This window comes from Methanohalophilus sp. DAL1, assembly GCF_001683555.1.
GTDB classification, from domain to species: domain Archaea; phylum Halobacteriota; class Methanosarcinia; order Methanosarcinales; family Methanosarcinaceae; genus Methanohalophilus; species Methanohalophilus euhalobius.
In genome coordinates this window covers 1-17,297 of record NZ_MAFX01000006.1, presented here as the reverse complement: position 1 = coordinate 17,297, position 17,297 = coordinate 1, and the positions used below count along the sequence as shown (strand labels likewise).

Here is a 17,297-nt window from a genome sequence, read left to right as displayed (position 1 = left end):
ATAAAGACGATACACTCAGTGGTGTATTTTTATTAAGATGATTATTGCTATTGCTGTGATGAAGGTTTCTTATATAGTTTATCCTTATCTGAATAAGAAACAAAAAAAGCATTATGTGGGGTGATTTATGCCCTCCACCTAAAAAGTATTCCAGGGTTGAATTATTTTGATCCGTGTGAAAAGCCACTTGTTTCTTCTACGAATTTGTGCTACTCTCTTTTTTATTGTATCTCTCAAATTCCTCATTTGTTCCAGCTTTTCTTCATGTGTGCCTGTGAAATTTTCAGGTTCCGGGAATGGCCAGTATAATTTTGCAAAGGGTTTTGGGTATATAGGACATCTCTTCTCGTGCTCTCTGTCGCAAACAGTGATTACGAAATGGAAAAATTTACCTGCCCGGAAAAGGTCCCATGCATCCTGGGTCTTTTTCTTTGTGAGGTCGAATCCATCTTCCTTCATTACTTCAAGGACGAGTGAATTAATCTGTTCGGGTTCAAAACCCGCACTCTCAGCTTCGAACTTGCCTTCTCCAAGTCTTTTCAGGTATTCTTCTGCTATCTGGCTTCTTGCACTGTTGTGCACACAAATGAAAAGTACTTTGACATTTTCGTTGCTTTCTTTCATGAAATGTAGAGGAGCTGATGTGGCAATAAGTGTTACCTGCATAGATTATGTAGATTCTATATCAAACAGTACCGATCAATTGTGCCTGTGATTCTTCAATAACAAATCTGTATTTTAGTTATTAATCCAACAGACAATCCTTCACTTTAATTTCCCGGCAAGTTCCTCGCCCATTTCGAAAGCCTTTTTAAGCGCTGCTTCATCCTTTTTGATAATTCCCCTGTCAAATTGGTTAAGCACAGGCATCGCCTTATCCACTGTGTATCCCAGGGCTTCCAGGGGATAACTCATGGCTTCCAGGCTGAACCCGATATCTTCAATGATAGATTGCTCTCCAATGGTGAAAACGCAGGCACGTCTTCCCTGTCCTGCCAGCCGGCTGGAATACTCACGTGGTCTGTCATCTGTGAAATTGTAGTAAGGATAGAGGCGATCTATGAAGGTTTTCATAAGGGAGGTAACGTTGTAATTGTAGGTAGGGGAACCAAGCACCATGCCCTTTGCTTCTTCTATTTTCGGATACAGCAGGCTCATGCCGTCATAGAATCGGGTGCAGGTATTATCCTGTCTGCACTGCTCACATCCCACGCAAGACTCGATACTGTAATCCCGCAGATGTACTATCCCGACTGTAGCACCGTTACTTTTTGCGCCTTCCATTACCTCATCCAGCAATACGTCAGTATTGCCTGCCTTCCTGGGACTTGCGCAGATTCCCAGAATATCTATTGTAATACTATATTCCTCCTCTTCTGTAATTATTCTGTGAAAACGACCTTCACTTCTTCGATATCCCAGAGTGACTCTACTTTCTCCAGAATATCCTCTTTAATAGCCGATGCGAACTGGTGATCTGAAGGAAGGTCTATAAGTATTCTCACAGAACCCTCATTTATCTCTATCTTTGTCACAAGTTCCGTCCTGACTATATCCAGCCCCGCCATGGGATTCATGACATGTTTCAGGCGCCTTCTGACGACTTCTTCAGTAGTAGTTTCTTTCTCACTCACAAGGCCATGCTTTTCTTCATAATCCCTAATTGCCGCCCTCAAACCTTCCACAGCCAGTACTGAACAGTGTGCTTTTACTGTGGGCAGCCCCCCTAGTTCTTCGGTGGCTTGCTTCCATGAGATATTTTTGGCTTCTTCCAGGGTCTTTCCCTTGGCCATTTCGGTAATTATGGAAGCTGTAGCGATATTGGATGCACATCCATAGGATTCAAATTTTATATCCTCTATCACCAAGGTTTCGGAATTGACATTCAGGTATACTGCCACCATGTCACCACATGCCGGACTTCCTTCCAGCCCCTTGCCATCCGGGTTTTCTATTTTACCCACATTCCGGGGGTTTTTAAAGTGATCAAGAACTTTTTCACTGTAAGGGAATTTCACATTAAACACCTCACTTTTTCTCGTACAATGGACTAATTTCTCTTAATTGAGCAACGATTTCCTTTATCGCATCCACCATGGCATCGGTTTCCTCAAGGGTATTGTAACGACTGAAGGTAAAGCGCAATGACCCATGGGCCCTTTCATGGTCTCCCCCTATGCCCAGTATAACGTGACTTGCTTCAAGGGAGCGGCTAAAGCACGCAGAACCAGTGCTGACCGCAAATCCACGCATATCCAGATGTAGAGTAAGTGATTCACCTTCTACATAATGGAGCGTTATGTTGGCATTATGTGGACTCCTGTGTTCCTTACTTCCGTTTAATATTACATCCGTAATTTCACTGGATATTCTCTCTATAAGATGGTCTCTAAGTGCTTTGATCTGCCTGTTTTCCTCTTCTGTCACAAGTTCTACTGCTTTTGCAAATCCTACGGCCCCCGGTATATTTTCAAGGCCCGCCCTGAGGTTGAATTCCTGGAATCCACCGTCCATCCATTTATTGATAGGTGTGTCTTTGCGTATATAGAGCCCTCCAACACCACGGGGTCCATGTATGGTATGTGATGCAACCGTTATCAGGTCCACAGGAATTTTTTGTACATCTATTGGAACGCGTGTGAAACTATGGGTGGCATCTGTATGCAGAAGTACTCCTTTCTCCCTGCATATGTTTGAAATGCTTTCCAGATCCTGCAGCGTACCTATTTCCTGATTGGCATGCTGTATCGAGACGAGAACAGTTTCGTCTGTGATCGTCTCGGCAAGTTGTTCTGTATTTAGCCGACCAGTGTCATCCACTTCAATGAAATCGACTTCAAAACCCTGTTTTTCCAGTGCTTTTGCGGTGTTCAGGACGGGGAAATCCTCGATTTTTGAGACAATAAGGTGTTTCCCCTTCTTTTTGAGCGCAGATGTTACTCCCTTTATTGCCATATTGCTTGATTCGGTGCTTCCGGATGTGAAAACAATTTCTCCCGGCGAAGCATTTAATGAATCTGCAATTGTGGACCTTGCTTCTTCAAGCGCCTCCTTTGCATCAATACCCATCGAATAGGCAAACTCTGATGTTGCCACTGCATAAGTATCAAAATAATACGGCTTCATTGCCTCAAACACTCTTTCATCCAACCGTGTGCTTGCGGAATTATCAAAATAAGCAGTTTTGTCTTCCATACAATTCCTCAGATAAACAATGTAATCTCTGCATCTTTTGCTTCATGGACATAGGTGCCCACAGCACCATATTCATCAATCCATTCGGTACGTAGCTGTTCTTGTTTGATTCCCATAATTTCCATGGTCATTTCACAGGCAATTATTTTACCCCCCAGTTCCTTGAAATCGGTCATCATTTTTTCAAGAGGAGCTACATTGGCCTTTTTCATCCTGCTTTTGACCATCCATTTTCCAAGCCCCAGGAAATTCATTTTGGAGAAGGGACCCTTTTCGAGTCCTCCTTTTTTCAACCGCTCAAGGCCCCAGAAAGTAAAATACAGGGAAACTTCCATTCCCATCGACAGTGAACCATTTGCAATAATGAGTGCACTGTACAGTTTGTCCATGTCTCCGCTATGGACTATTATGACGGTTTTATTGCTCACAGAAACCAACCCTTTTAACGCTTAATTCTGATTTTCCACTCATCAGCTTCTTCATCGATACCTATAATTTCAAGCCCCATGGATTCACAGGCCATTGGTATCTCCTTCTTTGAAGCTGGATGTGTGCCGGTGACTATGACTTCGTCTCCCGGTGTAGCTTTTCTCAGTGCCTTCCTGCATTCAACTAGCGGTACCGGGCAGGTCTCTCCCCTTGTATCTACTTCTATTTTTGTCATTTCTTTTCCCCTGAATATCTATCATATCTGCAATTTCACAATTGTTAACATGTTTATATGTTTGCAAATGATATATAAGTTTCTCGCATAGCATAACAGGCTGCATGGCTCATTTGAAGAATGTCGATCACCCTTATCGGCATTCTTCTGGTCAGAACAACATAGCAAGAGTAATTACAAAAAGGATGATAGCGACCGCTCCCATGATCTTCATGAGATTTTCTTCACCTTCAAAGGCATATTTATCATCTCCTTCCTGCTTTCGTATCTGTGATAATCCGAAAGAAACACCACCAAGTGACCCTATTGCTATACCCATTATAGTGCCAAGCCCCACGCTTCCTATAGACGGTCCAAGTAACAGGTTGCCGTAGAGTGCACCCGCAATAGATCCTGCAGATACCCATATAGGCATCACTCTCTGATTTTGCTCCGATTTGTTATCAGTTATTATTAGACCCCCGGTTCTGTTTATATAGAAATATCACACAGGTTAATGATATTTTTTGTGTCTGTATGTTGCTGAAGTCTCTGAAGATCAATTCCTGTTTCCGCAAACATTTCCTCAATAGTGTTTTCCAGTATTTTGACTACATCATCCTGTCTGATATTTGTCACAGCTGCCAATGCTCTAACTTTTTGGTTTGCAACATTTTCCCTCTCAAAAATTTCTATTTCAGGTTTGTTTGTAGAGGATGTGAGGCTGATTTTCAGGAAAGTTTTCGGTAGGTCCATGGACATCTTTATATGGCCTATAAAATCCGGATTCAATTGAATGAACTGGCTATGTATGGAATCAACAATTTCATTTGCCAGTTTGTGCCCTTTCTTGATTTCCAGATCATTTGTCTCAATTGCAAATTCAATAGCATGTGATGATACATTTGATTCGGCAATAGAATTTTGTTTTATAGAATGGTCTCTTTGTTTTCCTTCTCCACTTATGGTTTCTATTAATTCTTCAAAATTTCCTTCATTTTCCTTTGCAGAAAATTCCAGAATTCTTGCATCAGTATTATAGTGTTGCAATAACGCTTTGACTTTACTGATCTGTTCATCTGTCGCGACGTCTATCTTGTTAATGCCCAGGATATCTGCATCCTCGATCTGGGTCTTCATGAATTTTGGAACCTGCTCAATTTCCAGATCGAACCGGCTTCCATCTATCAGATTTATTATTGGGGAAAACTCCATATCTGCAATTTTCATCAATTTAATTTCTTCTTTGATCTGCCGGGGGAACGCAACACCTGTAGGTTCAATAATTACCGTGTTCGGTCCATATTCCTCGGCAAGGGAGTCAAGCGCCTGTTCCATATCGATTTTCAAAGTGCAGCAAATACATCCGTTGGTGATTTCCCTGGTTTCCACTCCTTCTATATCCAGTGTTGTCCCATCAACTCCGATTTCACCTAACTCATTTACGATAATAGCGATTTTTTCGCCTTTATCATTGAGATATTTTCCCAGCTTAAGCAGGGTAGTAGTTTTACCGCTGCCCAGAAATCCGCCAATGATTATTACTTTCATTTATTACACCTTTTGAAAAAGTAAGTTACTTCTTGATCCGTTTTTTATCTTTCCTCGCAGAATTCATTCCGTGCCTGTGTAAGGGCCTGCATATTCTTTATGGGTGACTGTGGTGCGATCCCACAACCCGGAGCCAGGATGTCCACGCCTGCCTCCAGACATTTCAAAGCTTCTGCTTTTACTTCTTCAGCATTTTTATTGTATATGGTAGTGGAAGTTGAAACATTGCCTATCAATGCAGCACCACCTTCATGTGCCATTTTTATGGCGTATTGCAGATCTTCAACACTTTCTTCAACACTTATACCACAAAATCCACATTCGGCAATATCTTTTATTACGGGATCAGATTTTCCGCATACATGGATTACACATTTCCCGTTAACAGAATCTACAAGTTGTCTATAGTATGGTTTTATGACGGACTTAAACATAGCCGGTGGAACAATGTCGGGGGAAACAACTGCTTCTCCGAAACATATTACATCTGCTCCTGCTTCCAGGCTTTCATTAGCAGCCTTTATGCATGCCTGGGTAGTGACTTCCATTAATCTTTCTATTTTATGTGGTTCTTTCAGTATTTTTAACAGGAATGGCTTCATGCCCATCAGATTAACAGCAAGGTCCACAGGACCGGCAAAACCACATATAAGTGGAACTTCATTCCCGACTTGCCTTTTTATAATATGTGTGGCTTCAAGAATTGCAGGCATTCTTCCTCTTTGCATCAAATCTTCAGGGACTTCTATGCCTTCAATGTTGATCTCCGGTCCTTCGAGTACAGCAGGAGGTATGTCCTTTGATCCCCTGTGAATCTTACAGCCGAAACTTTCTGCCAGCACTGTTAAGTCAAAGGGGTAGCGTATAGTCTCAAATCCAAGGATACTCTGGGTGGCTATTGCCAGCTCAGCCATCTTTTCAGCATCAAAGTCAGCTTCGGGTCTGGCAACACCACATGAATCCATAATTTCCAGCGGAGCAGCGGTTGTGAACAATCCTGCAGGAATTTTATCTACTGGTTTACGTTCCAGTGCATTGATGATTCTCTGTTTTTGTTGCATGGTTGACCTTTGTATAAGTTATTCTATTCTAGTTATTCTATTCTCTATTTCCTTTAGATTTAGTTTGGTTAGTACTTCAGTGTTATCCTTCAATCTTTTTGTTTTTAGCTTCATTGATAGTATTTTGTCGATGTGGAATATGGGTGTTATTATAATGGATTTTTTTAGAATCAAGTACAACTTTCGTGTTAAAAATAATCAACAAGATTCATATTTAATGTGCGCATAATAGGTTCTTAATTGAAATGATCTAATTATTAAAACAAATAAAGTGGATTTAATTGTTCGAATTTACAAAAAACAAAATGTATGGCAGAAGTAATAGGTATGTTGTATTGAATGATTAAGTTTCCAATTTATGATTTAAGTGTTACTGAAAGGAGGATTTTTGAGCGAGGTGCTTATAAATGAGTTCAGAACTGATACGTTATAAGGATATATGTGTTGATTTTCATGGTTCTCGTCTTTTTTCTAAATTTAATCTGATTGTCAATCAGGGTGATAAATTGATACTTAAAGGGCGGTCAGGAAGCGGTAAATCAACTCTTCTCAAAATAATTTTGGGAATTTTACATGTCGACGGTGGGGAGATTTTTTACAGGGGGAGGAAAGTTTCGGCCTCTAACATATGGGACATCAGGAAAGAAATCGCATATGTATCACAGGATACTGATATCGGTGAGGGAATTGTTAAGGATTTGATCAACGAAATATTTTCTTTCGACCATAACCGGGGAAGAAAGTATCACAGGAAGCGTAATTCCCTGATTGAATACTTTGGGCTGGACAGGTCCATTGTGTACAAGAAGTTTGAGGATCTTTCAGGCGGGGAGAAACAGAGAATATGCATAATAATTTCTGTGTTACTGGGCAAGGAGATTTTCCTGCTTGATGAAGTTACATCGGCACTGGATCCCGAACTTAAGGAAAAAGTTGTGGATTTTTTTCTTGAAAATGAAGACTGGACACTTCTTGTTGTGTCCCACGACAACACATGGGACAGAGTAGCTATGGATGAAATATTTGTTGACGGATGTGAAATAAATGCCTGATGAGATTTCCTACACAGGTTTATTCTTTGGTTTTCTTCTGCTCATTATTCCTTTATTGATAATGAGATATGTACGGCTGAATATGGGTAAAGAATCCCTTTCAGCTATTTTCAGGATGACGATACAGCTTTTCCTTGCCGGTCTATTCCTGACATTTGTGTTTGATATGAACAATCCTGTATTGAATTTGTTGTGGTTTTTCCTGATGGTTTCATTTGCAGCATTTGAGTCCGTCCAGCGTCAGGAAATGGATCTCAAATCCCTTTATATTCCTACACTTGGCGCTTTCCTGGGAGGTACGTTCCTGATTCTTATGTATGTGAACCTCTTTGTAATTGACCTGGCCAATGTATTTGAAGCCCCTTACCTCATACCCATAGGTGGTATATTGCTTGGTAATTCCCTTGGCGGAACTATCATTGGTGTAGGAAATTTCTACAGCAGCCTGAAAAGGAATGAGAACCGCTATGTATCCAGACTTTCTTTTGGTGCCGGAATGAATGAGGCACTTATGCCCTATGTAAGAAAAGGCCTCCGTTCTTCCCTGAAACCGGCTGTAGGAGATATTTCTACTATAGGAATAGTTCACCTCCCCGGCATGATGAGTGGCCAGTTGATAGCCGGAGCATCACCGATCCTGGCAATCAAGTACCAGATTGCAGTAATGGTTTCTGTTTATGTATCCACTGTTACATGTGTGACACTTGCAATTTTCCTGACATCACGTATTTGTTTTGATGAATACGGGATATTGAATGATCAGGTGTTCCGAAATACACCGGATGTTTCATGAAGAAATCTGTATGGAAAAGTTGAAAAATCGATATCAGTTATCCTCTGTTATCGAACAATACAAACACATAAAGAGAAAATCTTACCCAGTATTTCTCCTTTCTCTTCAAGGTATTTCAGGGAGTTTTCACTCATTTATCGGGAGTGGAAACAGAAAGCAAGTTTATTGTTGGTGATGATGCAGTCTCTGTTATCGATGAAGAAGCAGAGAATCATGATGTGATTTATTTGGGCTCAACTACCCACCCATTCTTCAAGAACTTCATGAAGGATGTTTTCCCTGAACAGGTCATTCGTGGCACTGATAAAACTGTTATCATGACTCGCAGATGGGTTAAGTTCAGGGATATGCTTTAAAAAAAGTATAAATGTTGGGACTTCTTGACTTTCTTCCTTATATTCCAAAAGCCGTACGTGTAAGCACTATAAGGTTGCAGACGAAACTAAAGCACAGCGTTTTGTGAAAGACATCAGACAAAGATATCCCGACGCCAACCATAATGTATTTGCATACCTATCACAGGTGACGGAAACCTGATTATGAAATATGATGATGACGGAGAACCTTCAGTAAATTTTGGTAAACCTGTTTTCAAAGTCCTTGAACTGAAGGGGCTTGATAATGTTGTGGTTATAATCAGCCGGTATTTTGGTGGAATCAAACTTGGCTTTGGCGGACTATCCCGTGCTTACAAACAAACCGCTATTGAGGCTATAGACGATGCCGGGGTTGTTGAGCAGAGGCCCACAAAGGAAATGAAAATCATAGTGGACTATGGGAATATTCAGTTTGTAAAACATATGCTTGAAAATTGTGCCACAATCCTGGATGAACACTATTCTGATATAGTGGAAATCGTAGTTGCTGTTGCAGAAGACAAAATTGGTGAATTGGAAAAACTGATTAATTAGAAAATTCCAGACACTTAGATAACCCGACTTTAAAAGAAAATAAATTCACCCATAAAAAGGAAATACAAACTCTTATTTGAAGAACAATAATTACTAAATTCCTCTATAATAGATCTACAACCAACATTTGGCAAATAATCCAGCACCCAGGATTATGTTATAATATCCATACAATTTTTTTACTGCTATGTATACATGCATACGATGCTATCATCGTATATGAATAGCAGGATGAGTAGACAAAGGCTATCCGCCTGTTGGGATCAGACGCAGAGATGAAATATTCAAATTGCGTTTCTCATTAAATTTTTTATATGAATGTCAATTTAACGTAAAATATATAAACCATGTGTAATATAGTACTTATATAGAAGTGGTGGTATCGAAGAATAAAATATTCCAATTACCGTAGGGTATGACTCTTCGACAAATGATATGAAAGGAAGGATTAAAGATGTACATGACAAGAATAAACGAGTCAGATGAAGAGATGATAGAAGCATTTAGAGGCCTTGGAGTTTCAAGAAACCTGGCAACTACTATTGCTTACTTAAAAAATGTTGACGAAGCTTCATCTCAGGATATTGAAATGAACACAGGATTGCGACAACCTGAAGTAAGTGTTGCAATGCGTTCCATGAGAAAGAATAACTGGATAGAGGAAAGCAGCAAAAAACTAAACGGCAAAGGAAGGCCTACAAAGATTTACAGTCTTGCAGCTCCTCTCAACAAGATCGTCAGACATTTTGAAGAGAAAGTTAAAGAAGAAAACGATGCAAGGATCACCCTCGTCAAGAGGCTGAGATCACTTTCCAAAGACTAATTTTTTATATTTAGTAGAGAGGCAACCGGCCCATAAGTGGCCGGTTGGGCTTTTTTTGAATCAATAATGTTTCTTGATATATGTCAAGAATGTTCAACTACTTTTCACAGGCCATCCTGAAATGCAGATAACAGACTGCAAAAGGGATAACCTCACACCAAAAAAGCTTTTATTCCGAAAAATCATCACCTTCCGATTTAAGGTCATTCAGATTTTCCTGAATGAGTTTTTCTTCAAGGTTTTCATTTTTTTTCGCACCCTTTCTCTCTGTATCCCTTTTGTTGAACTTAGACATGCGAATTCACCATAATAACATGGGACCTGTATCGTTATAATCTTTTCGAACAACCTTTTAATAAGCTAAAATAGTACTCAACCGTCATGGATAAAACTGCAATACCTGAAAACTTAGAGGCAATCATATCAGATGTCGATGGAGTGCTGGTAGATTCGATGCCATTCCATGCACATGCCTGGAAAACGTCCTTCAAAGAAGCAGGGATAGATATCGAAAAAGAAGAAATATACATTCTCGAAGGATCAAATCACAGAGGGATTATAGAAAAAATATTTGAAAAGCAAGGAATGGTGCCTACTGAAGAGGATATTGAGCAGATACATGAACGGAAAAAAGAACTTTTTTTCAAGAACCAGAAAGCATGTGTATTTGATGGAATGGATGAAACTTTCAAATCCCTGCAAGCAAAGTTCAAACTTGCAGTAGTCTCAGGATCCGACCGTGCCATTGTAGAAACGCTGATGAGAAAATTCTATCCCAAAATATTCAATACAATGATTGCAGGAACAGATGTAGAAAAAGGCAAACCTGACCCCGAGCCTTATTTGACTGCTGTGGAAAGGCTTGCAGTACAAAAAGATAAATGTATTGTCCTGGAAAATGCACCCTTGGGAGTTGAAGCCGCAAAGAATGCAGGATTGTTTTGCATTGCAGTTCCAACCTATGTCAGCGCTGATCATCTCCACAAGGCAGATATTGTTGTAAGAGACCACAGGGAACTTGTAGAGTACCTCCGCAGTCTCCTTGATTAAAGCTTTATACCAGTCTTATAGTTTCCAGATTGGTAAGAGCTCTTGTATCAATTTTCTTTCTTTTATGGACAGAACTTGCAAGGTCTATACACGAACGTTCATCGCCGTGCTCTGTGAACACATGTTCTGGTTGTGGTTTCATGCGCTTGAAAAATTCCATGAGTTGCCTGCGGTCCGAGTGACCGGAAAAACCATCCACAATCTCAACATCCATGTTCACTCGCACAGTTTCTGAACCCTTGCCTCCGGAAGACAGGGGGATTTCCTTCCAGCCTTTCTGGATACGGCGACCCAAAGTTCCATCGGCCTGATAACCAACAAACACTAAAGTATTTCTTTCACCCGGTGCAAAGGCTTTGAAATATTCCATGACCGGCCCACCGCTCATCATACCGGAAGTGGACAGGATCACACATGGATGTGGATTTTCAATAATATTTCTCCTGAGTTCATTAGAATCCACAGGTTTGAAACATTCAGAGAGGAATGGATTCTGTCCTTTCTGGAAAATCAGGCGTCTCAGATCATTATTTAGATATTCCGGATAGGTAGCATGGATGGCAGTTGCTTCCCATATCATACCATCGAGATAAACCGGAACCTCATCAATAATTCCTTTCCTGATAGCTTCCTCTATGACAATCATAACCTCCTGGCTTCTTCCCACAGCAAATGCAGGAATAAGCACAACACCCTGTCGATCTATAGTTTCCTTGATAATCTTTTGCAGGTTCTTTTCGGCATCTTTTAATGCAGGCTGCATAGAATTAGAGGCACCATAAGTTGATTCCGTAATAACGGTCTCAACCCGGGGGAACTTGTTTACTGCAGGATTGAAAAGGCGTGTCGGCCCATACTTGAAGTCCCCGGTTATTACCACATTATGCAAACCGTCCCCTATATGGAAATGGGATATTGCAGATCCAATAATATGGCCTGCATTGTGGAACGTAAGCTTGATGTCAGGTGCAATATCAGTCACTTCTTCGTATTCCAGTACGATGCTGTGCTTTAGTGCATTACGTACATCCGCAGATTCATATGGGACCCGCTTTCCATCTTTGGCAGCCACGTCGATAAAGTCCAGTTCAAGCAGGACCATCATATCCCTGGTTGGGTGGGTACAATAAATTGGCCCATCATAACCATATTTATAGAGAAGAGGCACAAGACCCTGATGATCAAGGTGTGCATGGGTAATAACAACCGCATCAATCTGATTTAGGGGCTGTACTTCAGGAATGTAAAGATAAGGAGTCATGTCATCGTCGGAACCTACATTGACACCGCAATCGATCATAATCTTGGATTCCGGAGTGGAGAGCAGGAAACAACTTCTACCCACTTCACGACAGCCACCAAGGGACGTAAGACGTACCCATTGGTCCTTGGAAGTACATTCCCTGTGAATTTTCCTCCCAATTGTTTTAAGGATATTCTTTCTATCGGAATGGTTCTTTTTCATAAATTCCCGTATATTTTTCACAGTACGGGATTTTATCGGCGGAGTCCTGACAACTTTCGGGGTCCAGCCTATCTTCTTGGTTATTTCACGAAGGGTTTCCCCATGCTTGCCTATTACAAGGCCGGGTTTTTCCGCCTCAATTATCACTTCCCCGACATCCGGAGCAAAATCATAATTTGTGACTCCTGAATCCTCGGGAACTGTTTGATCGATAAGGTCGATAGATTCTTCTGGTGCCAAAAGTACCTTTGGATCAGGACGAACAACTATTCTGGTCCTTAAATTTTTGGCCAGGGTCCGTACGATGTTTCCATTATCAGCAAATTTCCGGGGTTCTTCTGTATATACCACAAGCTGAGGACCCTCAAATTCTACATTTGAAATTGTAGTGCCAGCCGGAAGATTCTTCTCGATTTTTTTCTTTAATCCTTCTAGGATATCTTCTATGACCATTAAAAATGCCTTCCTGTATTATAAAAAAGTAGAAAATGTGGGAAAGAGTATTTTAAAAAATAAGATGAATAAGGTAGCTTATTTCAGATTTTCAAGTATTTTGTCCACCTCTCCGGTATCAAGCCTATTATAGCTATCCGCAGTTATTTTGACAACATCGATACCATTTCCAGAAGCTGAATCTCTTTTCATGGCATTGTAAAGAGCACGGATTGCAAGTTCCATACCCTCTTCGACATTGATACCTTCATGATAGCGGTCTTCAAGAACACCATAAGCCATCGGTGAACCAGAGCCCGTAGCAACGGCTTTTGTCTCCTCAATATTTCCACCCATCGCATCGAGTGAAAATATGGCAGGTCCATTCTTATCTACGCCACCTACCAGGAGTTGGACCATTAGAGGGAAATAGCGTTGCCCACCAAGGATGTTGGAGAGTAAAGTTGTGAGGCCTTTGATGGTTATTGATTCCTGTCTCCTCATTTTATAGAGTTTGGATTCCACACTAATCATCCGCACAAGTTGCTGGGCATCACCTACCGAGCCAGCAGTGGTCATCCCGACCAGGTCATCGATCTGGTAAATCTTCTTTGCGGTCTTGCTGGCTATGAAGTTGCCCATAGTTGCCCTTTTTTCAGTGGCAAGAACAACTCCATCACTGCAAACTATGCCTACAGTGGTCGTGCCTTTTAAATGTTTGTCATTATCCATCAGTATACCTCAGCAAAAAACGAGAAATTAATTTGTAAAAACACACCTATGGTATAGGGTAATACAGTAAATGATTGGCAATTTAGCTATATAAGAGTTTCTGTTGAAGAGATATTGCACTTATAATTTAGTTTATCGCACAGATGAACCAATAGTAATTGCTCAACTGCTACTGACCCCCAGAAACACAGGTATTAGTGTTATGTAATTAAAATACATATACAAAATATCAATATATATTATATATTGACAAAATATATAATTTACTAACCATATGAATACACATTGAGATATTTCTAACCAACAATAACAACACTCAGGCAAATCAACCATTATATCAAAAAACACTTACTATTATTAATTGAAAAATATTTTTATGAAAATCAAAGGAAACTATCATGTCTGAAAGAAGAAAAGTACAACTCACAGGAGGGTCCACCTTTATAGTATCTCTCCCCATAAACTGGGTGAGAGGGGCCGGTCTTGAAGCTGGAGATAGCGTAATCCTTGCACCCCAGAATAAAAGTTCACTCCTGATATCCTCTGATACACTCAACAAAAATCAAAGATACGAAACCAAAATTGAAATTAATCGCCTGATCCCCAAAAAAGGAAAAATGTATAATCAGCCTCCTGTAGCCGAGCCGGAAGACATTTTCAGGATACTTATTTCTCATTATCTTGCTGGCTATGATATAATTAAAATGGAGTCAAAAGAGGGATTCAGTGCAGCCGATCGTAAATTCATAAAAGATGCATCCCGCAAAAGGCTTGTAGGTCTTGAAGTGGTGGAGGAAAGCCACCATGAACTTGTGCTGCAAAGCCTGCTCAATTACAGGGACCTTTCCCTCCACAGGGCTATGCAAAATATGTCCGGCCTATTAACATCAATGTTAAGCGACATAATGGAAGCAATTGAGAAAAATGACAAAGAAGTCGCCCAGGATATAATCCTCAGGGACAATGAGATAGACAGGTTTTACCTTTTGACTGTAAGACAGTTGAAAGCAGCCATTGAAGACCGCAACCTTTCAGAAAAGATTGGTATAGAAAGGCCCAGGGAGTGCCTGGGCTATCGGCTTGTTACTAAAAGCATGGAAAGGATCGGAGACCATGTGGTCAGGATTGCAAAGAACCTGATTGAAATGGAAAATGAAGTGGAACCTGATGACCCTGTATTCAAAATGGCAGAAGATGTCCAGACTATCTTCAAGCAGTCCATGGCCCTACTTTCAAATCTCGATCCCATGGAAGCAAATATGGTCATAAAGAATGCAAAGAAAATTTCCCTGGAAGGTACTGCATTATACAAGAACAGGCAGGCAAACACCAACTCACACCAATTTGGCTTCATTGTGGAAAGCCTGCAAAGGATTGCTGAATACAGTGGCGATATCGCAGAAATATCCATTAATATGAGTACAAAGGACTTGAACACATAATTTACTTTTTTAGGATTAGACTATCAAACTGGTTTGGGTCAGCATAACCATCAAATTATTCACTACAAGTACAATACCCAAAAAAGCAATAGCAAATTTGGACGTATTCCACAGAAATGAACTCCAGGACAGGCCGGATTGCCTGATGAGTTTGTAGTTCAAATAAACCACCCCAATAAAGAGGATTTTCAAAAGCAAAAAGGCCCCCAGGCCAAATTCCGCCAGTACGACTGCTATAAATCCGTTTTGCTCGACCCCGAAATTCAGGGCACCTATGGTAGTAAGGAAATCCCCGAAGACGTAGAATAGGATAATGTATTTGATGTCAGAAAGGAAAACAAACAAATCCTTTCCTGAATACTCAAAGGTGGATGAGTCGAGGAAATCCATAATTAAAATCTTGTATGTACATCTCTATTAACTTGATGTACACATATTAAGTAACAATGTTCATGAATTCCAGACCTTCATCTAAAAATAGTTCTGATTACGATGGGAAGTTTTTAAAGTAATCAAATATACATAGAGCATCATGGGCTCGGGCAAATCATTGATAATTGGTCTTTTTGCAGTAATAGCAGGCGCAACACTGGGGATCGGGGGCGCTGTGGCCCTTATGTTGATGGAATTGAACCGTTATTCTCCGGCAGGGGAAATACTGGTGACCATGGGTGCATTTGCAACAGGGCTAGCACTCATAATGCTGGGATTGAATCTATTAATAAAACAGGAAAACGGTTACACCCTGATAAGTGCCATCTTATATGCAATCATTATAGGCGGGTTTATTTCCCTCTATCCTGAAAAATGGATATATCCAAACGTGTCCTATATTGCACTGGGGTATCTAGCCACTACACTCTTTCTTATAACAAGGATCTTCAAAGAAATGCTTAATCATCTTTTAGAGATCAATAAATTAAAAAACAACTCTAAAAATAATTCATTTTTTATTGCCCTGGCCCAACTTATAATGATGGAACTTACAGGTAATCAAGAGGAAGAATACCAAAGCAAGATTGGGGGAGAATACATTATGAATCAGGATGACGAAGAACTAAAAGTTACAGAGGAGCTGAAAGAAAAACAGATAGAAGCCGCTCCTGAAGAAGAAAAAGAAGATAACAAAAAATCAAAAAAGAAGATTGAAATCCAAACCGATGACACAATGGCCGAAGCCGCCCGGAAGATCTTCCAGAAACATTTCAAGAAAATGCAAAAGCATGAAATAGGAACAAAAGTTGGAAGGGACATAGAAGAGCTACATGACATGCGGGTGGCTGCAATGCGTATCAAAGCCGGTTTTGAAGTTCTCAATCCCTACCTTGATATGAAAGAACTTGGCCGATACCTCAAAGGAATAAAACGCACCCGTAAAGCACTAGGTAATGTAAGGGACATGGACGTATTCCTTGAACGTATTGACCATTATTGTGAAGAGTTACCAGAAAAACGTAAAAGGGAACTCGATTTCCTGAAAGATAACATCGAGATAGAAAGGGCCAAAGAAAGAGGGAATATGTTGGAATACCTGGATAGCAAAAGGTACAACAGGTTCAAGAAAAAGTTTGAGGATGCCCTGGGGAAAAAGAATTACTGGAAGATGGAAGATGAAAATAGCAAAGGAACTCCCCGTCCTACCAGTGTACGAGAAGTATTTCCCACACTTGTTTATGGCCAATATGCAAATGTTCTTGCCTATGAAGACAAAGTAGGTCCTGACCCCCATGAAGCACCCCTGGAAGTACTGCACAGATTACGTATAGATGTGAAAATCCTGCGTTATACCTTTGAATTCTTCCAGGAAGTCCTGGGAGACGAAGCCAAACAGACAATAAAGCGGCTGAAGAGTCTTCAGGATAATTTGGGAGACATGCACGATGCAGCCGTTGCTGTCGAACTTCTGAACGGGTTCAAGGAAAGTGGACACTGGGGAGACAAAAGTACCTCATGGGGAGAAAAGGAAAACAATGCTGTTGATGGCCACATTGATGCATTCATCCATTACAAAGAAGAAGAAATAAAAAAACTGCGGGATAAATTCCCTGCTGAATGGGAAAGTATTACCGAACCGGAATTTGGGAAGATGTTTGCAGAATCCATTGCAGGAATGTATTCAAAGAATATTTGATTAATATTTTTAGTAC

General features: G+C 40.5%; 21 protein-coding genes. 8 read left to right on the top strand and 13 right to left on the bottom strand.

Features of this window, described 5'->3' with window-relative positions:
- Positions 1-138 precede the first annotated feature (138 nt).
- The 9 genes from A9957_RS01655 to mtaA form a co-directional block, all read right to left on the bottom strand.
- Positions 139-624 carry an arsenate reductase ArsC gene (locus A9957_RS01655; protein ID WP_128753996.1) on the bottom strand — a complete coding sequence of 162 codons (486 nt, stop codon included), beginning with the start codon at positions 622-624 and terminating at the stop codon, positions 139-141.
- Positions 625-765: 141 nt separating this feature from the next.
- Complete coding sequence (locus tag A9957_RS01650) at positions 766-1,338, bottom strand: flavodoxin family protein (RefSeq protein WP_277749679.1); 573 nt, start codon at positions 1,336-1,338, stop codon at positions 766-768.
- Between the two features lie 44 nt (positions 1,339-1,382).
- Positions 1,383-2,018: an iron-sulfur cluster assembly scaffold protein gene (locus A9957_RS01645; RefSeq protein WP_096711538.1), complete on the bottom strand. Its 636-nt coding sequence runs from the start codon at positions 2,016-2,018 to the stop codon at positions 1,383-1,385.
- Positions 2,019-2,028: 10 nt separating this feature from the next.
- Positions 2,029-3,195, bottom strand: a complete 1,167-nt coding sequence (locus A9957_RS01640) for a cysteine desulfurase family protein (protein WP_096711539.1) — start codon at positions 3,193-3,195, stop codon at positions 2,029-2,031.
- An 8-nt stretch (positions 3,196-3,203) separates the two neighbouring features.
- Positions 3,204-3,623, bottom strand: a complete 420-nt coding sequence (locus A9957_RS01635; RefSeq protein ID WP_096711540.1) for a DsrE/DsrF/DrsH-like family protein — start codon at positions 3,621-3,623, stop codon at positions 3,204-3,206.
- Between the two features lie 14 nt (positions 3,624-3,637).
- Positions 3,638-3,859 (bottom strand): sulfurtransferase TusA family protein, encoded by a 222-nt coding sequence (locus A9957_RS01630; RefSeq protein ID WP_072357887.1) that lies wholly within the window; start codon positions 3,857-3,859, stop codon positions 3,638-3,640.
- A 151-nt stretch (positions 3,860-4,010) separates the two neighbouring features.
- The gene (locus A9957_RS01625) at positions 4,011-4,274 is read right to left on the bottom strand and encodes a hypothetical protein (RefSeq protein WP_096711541.1); all 264 of its coding nucleotides are present in this window, start codon (positions 4,272-4,274) and stop codon (positions 4,011-4,013) included.
- A gap of 56 nt (positions 4,275-4,330) precedes the next feature.
- Positions 4,331-5,389 (bottom strand): GTP-binding protein, encoded by a 1,059-nt coding sequence (locus A9957_RS01620; RefSeq protein WP_292342955.1) that lies wholly within the window; start codon positions 5,387-5,389, stop codon positions 4,331-4,333.
- A gap of 44 nt (positions 5,390-5,433) precedes the next feature.
- Complete coding sequence (gene mtaA / locus A9957_RS01615; protein WP_292342953.1) at positions 5,434-6,450, bottom strand: methylcobamide:CoM methyltransferase MtaA; 1,017 nt, start codon at positions 6,448-6,450, stop codon at positions 5,434-5,436.
- A gap of 407 nt (positions 6,451-6,857) precedes the next feature.
- Between mtaA and A9957_RS01610 the strand changes: the two genes are divergently transcribed.
- The 5 genes from A9957_RS01610 to A9957_RS01590 all read left to right on the top strand — a co-directional run bounded on the left by A9957_RS01610 (position 6,858) and on the right by A9957_RS01590 (position 10,029).
- Positions 6,858-7,502 (top strand): ATP-binding cassette domain-containing protein, encoded by a 645-nt coding sequence (locus A9957_RS01610; RefSeq protein WP_105460558.1) that lies wholly within the window; start codon positions 6,858-6,860, stop codon positions 7,500-7,502.
- On the top strand, positions 7,495-8,295 hold the full coding sequence (locus A9957_RS01605) for an ABC transporter permease (RefSeq protein ID WP_105460557.1): 801 nt from the start codon (positions 7,495-7,497) through the stop codon (positions 8,293-8,295). Before A9957_RS01610 ends, A9957_RS01605 begins: the two co-directional genes overlap by 8 nt.
- 143 nt (positions 8,296-8,438) lie before the next feature.
- Positions 8,439-8,651, top strand: coding sequence for a hypothetical protein (locus A9957_RS01600; protein ID WP_181079267.1), 213 nt, complete (start codon positions 8,439-8,441; stop codon positions 8,649-8,651).
- A gap of 183 nt (positions 8,652-8,834) precedes the next feature.
- Positions 8,835-9,206, top strand: coding sequence for a YigZ family protein (locus A9957_RS01595; RefSeq protein WP_105460556.1), 372 nt, complete (start codon positions 8,835-8,837; stop codon positions 9,204-9,206).
- A gap of 460 nt (positions 9,207-9,666) precedes the next feature.
- Positions 9,667-10,029, top strand: coding sequence for a transcriptional regulator protein (locus A9957_RS01590; protein ID WP_241645728.1), 363 nt, complete (start codon positions 9,667-9,669; stop codon positions 10,027-10,029).
- Between the two features lie 169 nt (positions 10,030-10,198).
- Here A9957_RS01590 and A9957_RS01585 read toward each other — a convergent pair whose 3' ends face one another.
- The gene (locus tag A9957_RS01585; RefSeq protein WP_258082578.1) at positions 10,199-10,324 is read right to left on the bottom strand and encodes a hypothetical protein; all 126 of its coding nucleotides are present in this window, start codon (positions 10,322-10,324) and stop codon (positions 10,199-10,201) included.
- Positions 10,325-10,410: 86 nt separating this feature from the next.
- On the opposite strand from A9957_RS01585, the gene A9957_RS01580 reads away from it, so the two are divergent.
- Positions 10,411-11,079, top strand: coding sequence for an HAD family phosphatase (locus A9957_RS01580; RefSeq protein ID WP_096711548.1), 669 nt, complete (start codon positions 10,411-10,413; stop codon positions 11,077-11,079).
- Between the two features lie 4 nt (positions 11,080-11,083).
- Here A9957_RS01580 and A9957_RS01575 read toward each other — a convergent pair whose 3' ends face one another.
- Together A9957_RS01575 and psmB are read right to left on the bottom strand one after the other, a co-directional pair.
- Entirely contained in the window at positions 11,084-12,997 is a 1,914-nt protein-coding gene (locus tag A9957_RS01575; RefSeq protein ID WP_096711549.1) for a beta-CASP ribonuclease aCPSF1, read from the bottom strand.
- Between the two features lie 78 nt (positions 12,998-13,075).
- Entirely contained in the window at positions 13,076-13,708 is a 633-nt protein-coding gene (psmB, locus tag A9957_RS01570; protein WP_096711550.1) for an archaeal proteasome endopeptidase complex subunit beta, read from the bottom strand.
- 398 nt (positions 13,709-14,106) lie between these two features.
- Here psmB and A9957_RS01565 point away from each other — a divergent pair, with 398 nt between their 5' ends.
- A complete protein-coding gene (locus A9957_RS01565; protein WP_128753994.1) occupies positions 14,107-15,150 on the top strand; it encodes a phosphate uptake regulator PhoU in 1,044 nt (347 codons plus the stop codon).
- Positions 15,151-15,165: 15 nt separating this feature from the next.
- Here the strand turns inward: A9957_RS01565 and A9957_RS01560 are convergent, their stop codons facing one another.
- A complete protein-coding gene (locus tag A9957_RS01560) occupies positions 15,166-15,540 on the bottom strand; it encodes a hypothetical protein (protein WP_128753993.1) in 375 nt (124 codons plus the stop codon).
- 142 nt (positions 15,541-15,682) lie between these two features.
- Here A9957_RS01560 and A9957_RS01555 point away from each other — a divergent pair, with 142 nt between their 5' ends.
- The gene (locus tag A9957_RS01555; RefSeq protein ID WP_292342951.1) at positions 15,683-17,281 is read left to right on the top strand and encodes a CHAD domain-containing protein; all 1,599 of its coding nucleotides are present in this window, start codon (positions 15,683-15,685) and stop codon (positions 17,279-17,281) included.
- Positions 17,282-17,297: the final 16 nt, after the last annotated feature.

Excerpts from the sequence above, each read along its gene's own strand:
- A9957_RS01630 (WP_072357887.1), bottom strand. The coding sequence starts at position 3,859 with ATGACAAAAATAGAAGTAGATACAAGGGGAGAGACCTGCCCGGTACCG.
- A9957_RS01605 (WP_105460557.1), top strand. The coding sequence starts at position 7,495 with ATGCCTGATGAGATTTCCTACACAGGTTTATTCTTTGGTTTTCTTCTG.
- A9957_RS01585 (WP_258082578.1), bottom strand. The coding sequence starts at position 10,324 with ATGTCTAAGTTCAACAAAAGGGATACAGAGAGAAAGGGTGCGAAAAAA.
- A9957_RS01580 (WP_096711548.1), top strand. The coding sequence starts at position 10,411 with ATGGATAAAACTGCAATACCTGAAAACTTAGAGGCAATCATATCAGAT.
- A9957_RS01575 (WP_096711549.1), bottom strand. The coding sequence starts at position 12,997 with ATGGTCATAGAAGATATCCTAGAAGGATTAAAGAAAAAAATCGAGAAG.
- A9957_RS01560 (WP_128753993.1), bottom strand. The coding sequence starts at position 15,540 with ATGGATTTCCTCGACTCATCCACCTTTGAGTATTCAGGAAAGGATTTG.
- A9957_RS01620 (WP_292342955.1), bottom strand. The coding sequence starts at position 5,389 with ATGAAAGTAATAATCATTGGCGGATTTCTGGGCAGCGGTAAAACTACT.
- A9957_RS01625 (WP_096711541.1), bottom strand. The coding sequence starts at position 4,274 with ATGCCTATATGGGTATCTGCAGGATCTATTGCGGGTGCACTCTACGGC.
- A9957_RS01610 (WP_105460558.1), top strand. The coding sequence starts at position 6,858 with ATGAGTTCAGAACTGATACGTTATAAGGATATATGTGTTGATTTTCAT.
- A9957_RS01640 (WP_096711539.1), bottom strand. The coding sequence starts at position 3,195 with ATGGAAGACAAAACTGCTTATTTTGATAATTCCGCAAGCACACGGTTG.
- A9957_RS01595 (WP_105460556.1), top strand. The coding sequence starts at position 8,835 with ATGAAATATGATGATGACGGAGAACCTTCAGTAAATTTTGGTAAACCT.
- A9957_RS01655 (WP_128753996.1), bottom strand. The coding sequence starts at position 624 with ATGAAAGAAAGCAACGAAAATGTCAAAGTACTTTTCATTTGTGTGCAC.
- A9957_RS01590 (WP_241645728.1), top strand. The coding sequence starts at position 9,667 with ATGACAAGAATAAACGAGTCAGATGAAGAGATGATAGAAGCATTTAGA.
- A9957_RS01555 (WP_292342951.1), top strand. The coding sequence starts at position 15,683 with ATGGGCTCGGGCAAATCATTGATAATTGGTCTTTTTGCAGTAATAGCA.
- mtaA (WP_292342953.1), bottom strand. The coding sequence starts at position 6,450 with ATGCAACAAAAACAGAGAATCATCAATGCACTGGAACGTAAACCAGTA.
- psmB (WP_096711550.1), bottom strand. The coding sequence starts at position 13,708 with ATGGATAATGACAAACATTTAAAAGGCACGACCACTGTAGGCATAGTT.
- A9957_RS01565 (WP_128753994.1), top strand. The coding sequence starts at position 14,107 with ATGTCTGAAAGAAGAAAAGTACAACTCACAGGAGGGTCCACCTTTATA.